The 2,994-nt window shown below is 55.2% G+C and carries 3 protein-coding genes; all 3 read left to right on the forward strand.

Translation table 11 applies throughout. From position 1 onward, the window contains the following. Positions 1-105: 105 nt before the first annotated feature. Positions 106-831: an NUDIX hydrolase gene (locus NW837_RS04825; protein WP_414329504.1), complete on the forward strand. Its 726-nt coding sequence runs from the start codon at positions 106-108 to the stop codon at positions 829-831. A 386-nt stretch (positions 832-1,217) separates the two neighbouring features. Then, the gene (trxA, locus tag NW837_RS04830; protein ID WP_011431863.1) at positions 1,218-1,559 is read left to right on the forward strand and encodes a thioredoxin; all 342 of its coding nucleotides are present in this window, start codon (positions 1,218-1,220) and stop codon (positions 1,557-1,559) included. A 114-nt stretch (positions 1,560-1,673) separates the two neighbouring features. Further along, positions 1,674-2,744, forward strand: coding sequence for an LOG family protein (locus NW837_RS04835; RefSeq protein ID WP_414329505.1), 1,071 nt, complete (start codon positions 1,674-1,676; stop codon positions 2,742-2,744). Positions 2,745-2,994 lie beyond the last annotated feature (250 nt).

Genomic DNA, 2,994 nt, shown 5'->3' on the forward strand with positions numbered 1-2,994 from the left:
TCAGAGATAGGCAGGATGCGATCGCTTCTTTCCTGAACCATGTTCAGGAGAGTTCAGCGTGAATGTATCAGGATTCAGTGCCAAGCTATGCAGGGATCCCGCATCGTGGCAGGCCCATCGGAGAACCGGATCGCCTTGGCGGAGTTCCGGGTGGGCGTGGATGCGGTCATTTTCTCCATCGACACTGAGCAGAATCGCCTCCTGGTGCTGCTGGTGCGGCGGCGGGAGGATCCCTTCCGCGGTTGCTGGGCCCTGCCAGGAACACTGGTGCGGCGCTCAGAATCCCTAGAAGCAGCGGCCTACCGCATCTTGGCGGAGAAAATTCGTGTTAAAAACCTCTATCTGGAGCAGCTCTACACCTTCGGGGGGCCGGAGCGGGATCCCCGCGAGGCCGAGGATGGCTATGGAGTGCGCTACCTGTCGGTCAGCTACTTTGCCCTGGTGCGGTTCCAGGATGCTGAATTGCTGGCAGACGGAGTGGAGGGCATTGCCTGGTATCCCGCCGACCAAATTCCCTCTTTAGCCTTTGACCACGAAGAGATTTGCCGCTATGCCCGCCGTCGCCTCTGCGCCAAGTTGGAGTACAGCCCGATTGCCTTTGACATTTTGCCCGCCACCTTCACGCTAGGGGAGGTCTATCAGCTCTACGGCACCGTTTTGGGCGAGGGGTTCTCCGACTACTCCAATTTTCGCGCCCGCCTACTGAAACTGGGTATCTTGCAAGATACCGGCCAGAAAAGTTCCCAAGGAACGGGCAGACCGGCAACCCTCTACCGTTTTGATGCGGCTGCTTTCGAGAAAATCCGTCATAAGCCGATGGTATTTGTCTAAGGGATCCCAGCTCACCAATACTAATCCGGCCAGTCCAGCCAGATCGTTAACGTTCTCCCCACGGCTAAAGCCGGGGGATTTTTTCCATCGCTCCACGCTCCTCGCGCTTCGTTGCAATGGGCTACACGAGGGCCTATATCCTCGTGGGGGACGCCATCTCCTCAACTACTGAGATGCCAAAACACCCCAGATACTTCCACTTCACCTTTAACGCTGCACCCTTCCATAAGCGGGTGGAGCGAGTCTCCCGTCCTGTCATGAGACGGTGACTTATCCCCAGGCATGAATGCCGGGGCCTGCGACGCCGAGTTTTCGGTCAGCAGCAGCCAGAGAGCTGTGCTAAGATTAGAGACCATGATAGGTATTGTTTCAGGAGTTCTCCAAGCATGTCTGCAGCAATAGATATCGCTGATGCTACCTTTGAGGCAGAGGTGCTGCGCAGCGATATTCCGGTTTTGGTCGATTTTTGGGCACCTTGGTGTGGCCCCTGCCGGATGGTGGCTCCTGTGGTTCAGGAGATAGCTGAGCAGTATGTCGGCAAAGTTAAGGTTGTAAAAATCAACACCGACGAGAACCCTCAAACTGCCAGCCAGTACGGTATTCGCAGCATTCCCACCCTGATGTTGTTCAAGGGCGGCCAGAAGGTGGATGTGGTGGTTGGCGCCGTACCCAAGGCAACTCTGACCACGATTTTGGAAAAGCACTTCGACACACCTGCCGAAGCCTGAGGGCTATGCCTTGGGTGTTTCAGGATGTAACTTTTGGGTTCTGGATTAGAACCCAGCTGCCATTTTGTGCCGAGAACTGATTAAAGTAATTCCAGAGAACTTTAGGATCCCAGCTTGACCGATTCCGTTTCTTCCCTTCTGCAAGAAGTTTTTTCCAACGCTGAGACCCGCCTAAAGCAGTTGGAGTATCATCCCAACCGGACGGCCTGGCTGCGTATTGTGCAGTCGCTGCAGCGCATGGGATCCCTAGAGCTGAGCCGTTTGGATGCCAAGATCTTGGCGGCCACTCTTGAGGATCTGGAGCAGGGGTTTGCCGCCTTCCAAAACTACGCTCATCAACGCAAGATCACCGTTTTCGGGTCGGCACGGCTAGGGCCAGAAAGTCCCGAATATCGCCAGGCCCAGTTGTTCGCCTACTGCATCAGTCAACGGGGATTCATGGTCATGACGGGGGGCGGCGGCGGCATTATGGAAGCCGGCAACCGAGGGGCAGGGCTGGAAAACTCTTTTGGGCTCAATATCCAGCTTCCCTTTGAGCAAATGGCCAATCCCGTTATTGCTGCCAGCGATCGGGTCATCAACTTCAAGTATTTCTTTTCCCGCAAGCTCTTTTTTGTTAAAGAAACCGACGCGCTGGTGCTTTTTCCCGGCGGTTTCGGCACTCAGGATGAAGCCTTTGAATGCCTAACCCTGATGCAAACCGGCAAAACCAAGCTCATGCCCTTGGTGCTGGTGGACAGAACAGGTGGCTGCTACTGGAAAGAATGGGACGAATACGTGCGGGAGCACCTGCTTGGTCGCGGCTTGATCAGCCCAGAAGATCTCTTCCTCTACACCCTAACCGACGACGTGGAAGATGCCTGCCAGCAGATTGTCGATTTTTATCGCGTCTTTCACAGCAATCGCTACGTGCGGGAGCTCCTGGTTTTGCGCTTGAACACCAAACTTTCACCGGAAGCCCTAGAGATTTTAAACGAAGAGTTTGCCGATATTCTCGATTCGGGCCGGATCGAGCAAACTGGGGCCTTGCCGGAGGAAGCCGAGGAAGATATTGCCCATCTGCCACGGCTGGTGATGCACTTCAACCAGCGCAACTTCGGACGGCTGTGGCAAATGGTGCGCCGGATCAACAAGCTTCACCCGGAGCACCCGGATCCTTTGCAAATGCGCCCTGAACAAAAGTAGATGTATCGGCACCCTCAGAAAAATCTAAAGAGCCAGCAGCTAACCGTGTTTATTCTTTGTTTATTAGCTATTTATTAGCTAGCACTCCCAATGGGCCGGTTGTTTGTCAAAATCTGCGGCATCACCTGTCAGGATCAAGCGGAGGCTATCGCCGCGCTGGGGGTGAGTGCCCTTGGGTTCATCGCGGTGCCCAATACACCCCGCTACTTGCCCCTCTCGGAAATGGCCCGTTGGGTGGGATCCCTGCCCG

It is taken from the genome of Synechococcus sp. R6-10 (assembly GCF_047461815.1).
In the GTDB taxonomy this organism is placed as follows: domain Bacteria; phylum Cyanobacteriota; class Cyanobacteriia; order Thermostichales; family Thermostichaceae; genus Thermostichus.

Bases quoted from the DNA above. Each gene is read 5' to 3' on its own strand.
- trxA (WP_011431863.1), top strand. From the start codon at position 1,218: ATGTCTGCAGCAATAGATATCGCTGATGCTACCTTTGAGGCAGAGGTG.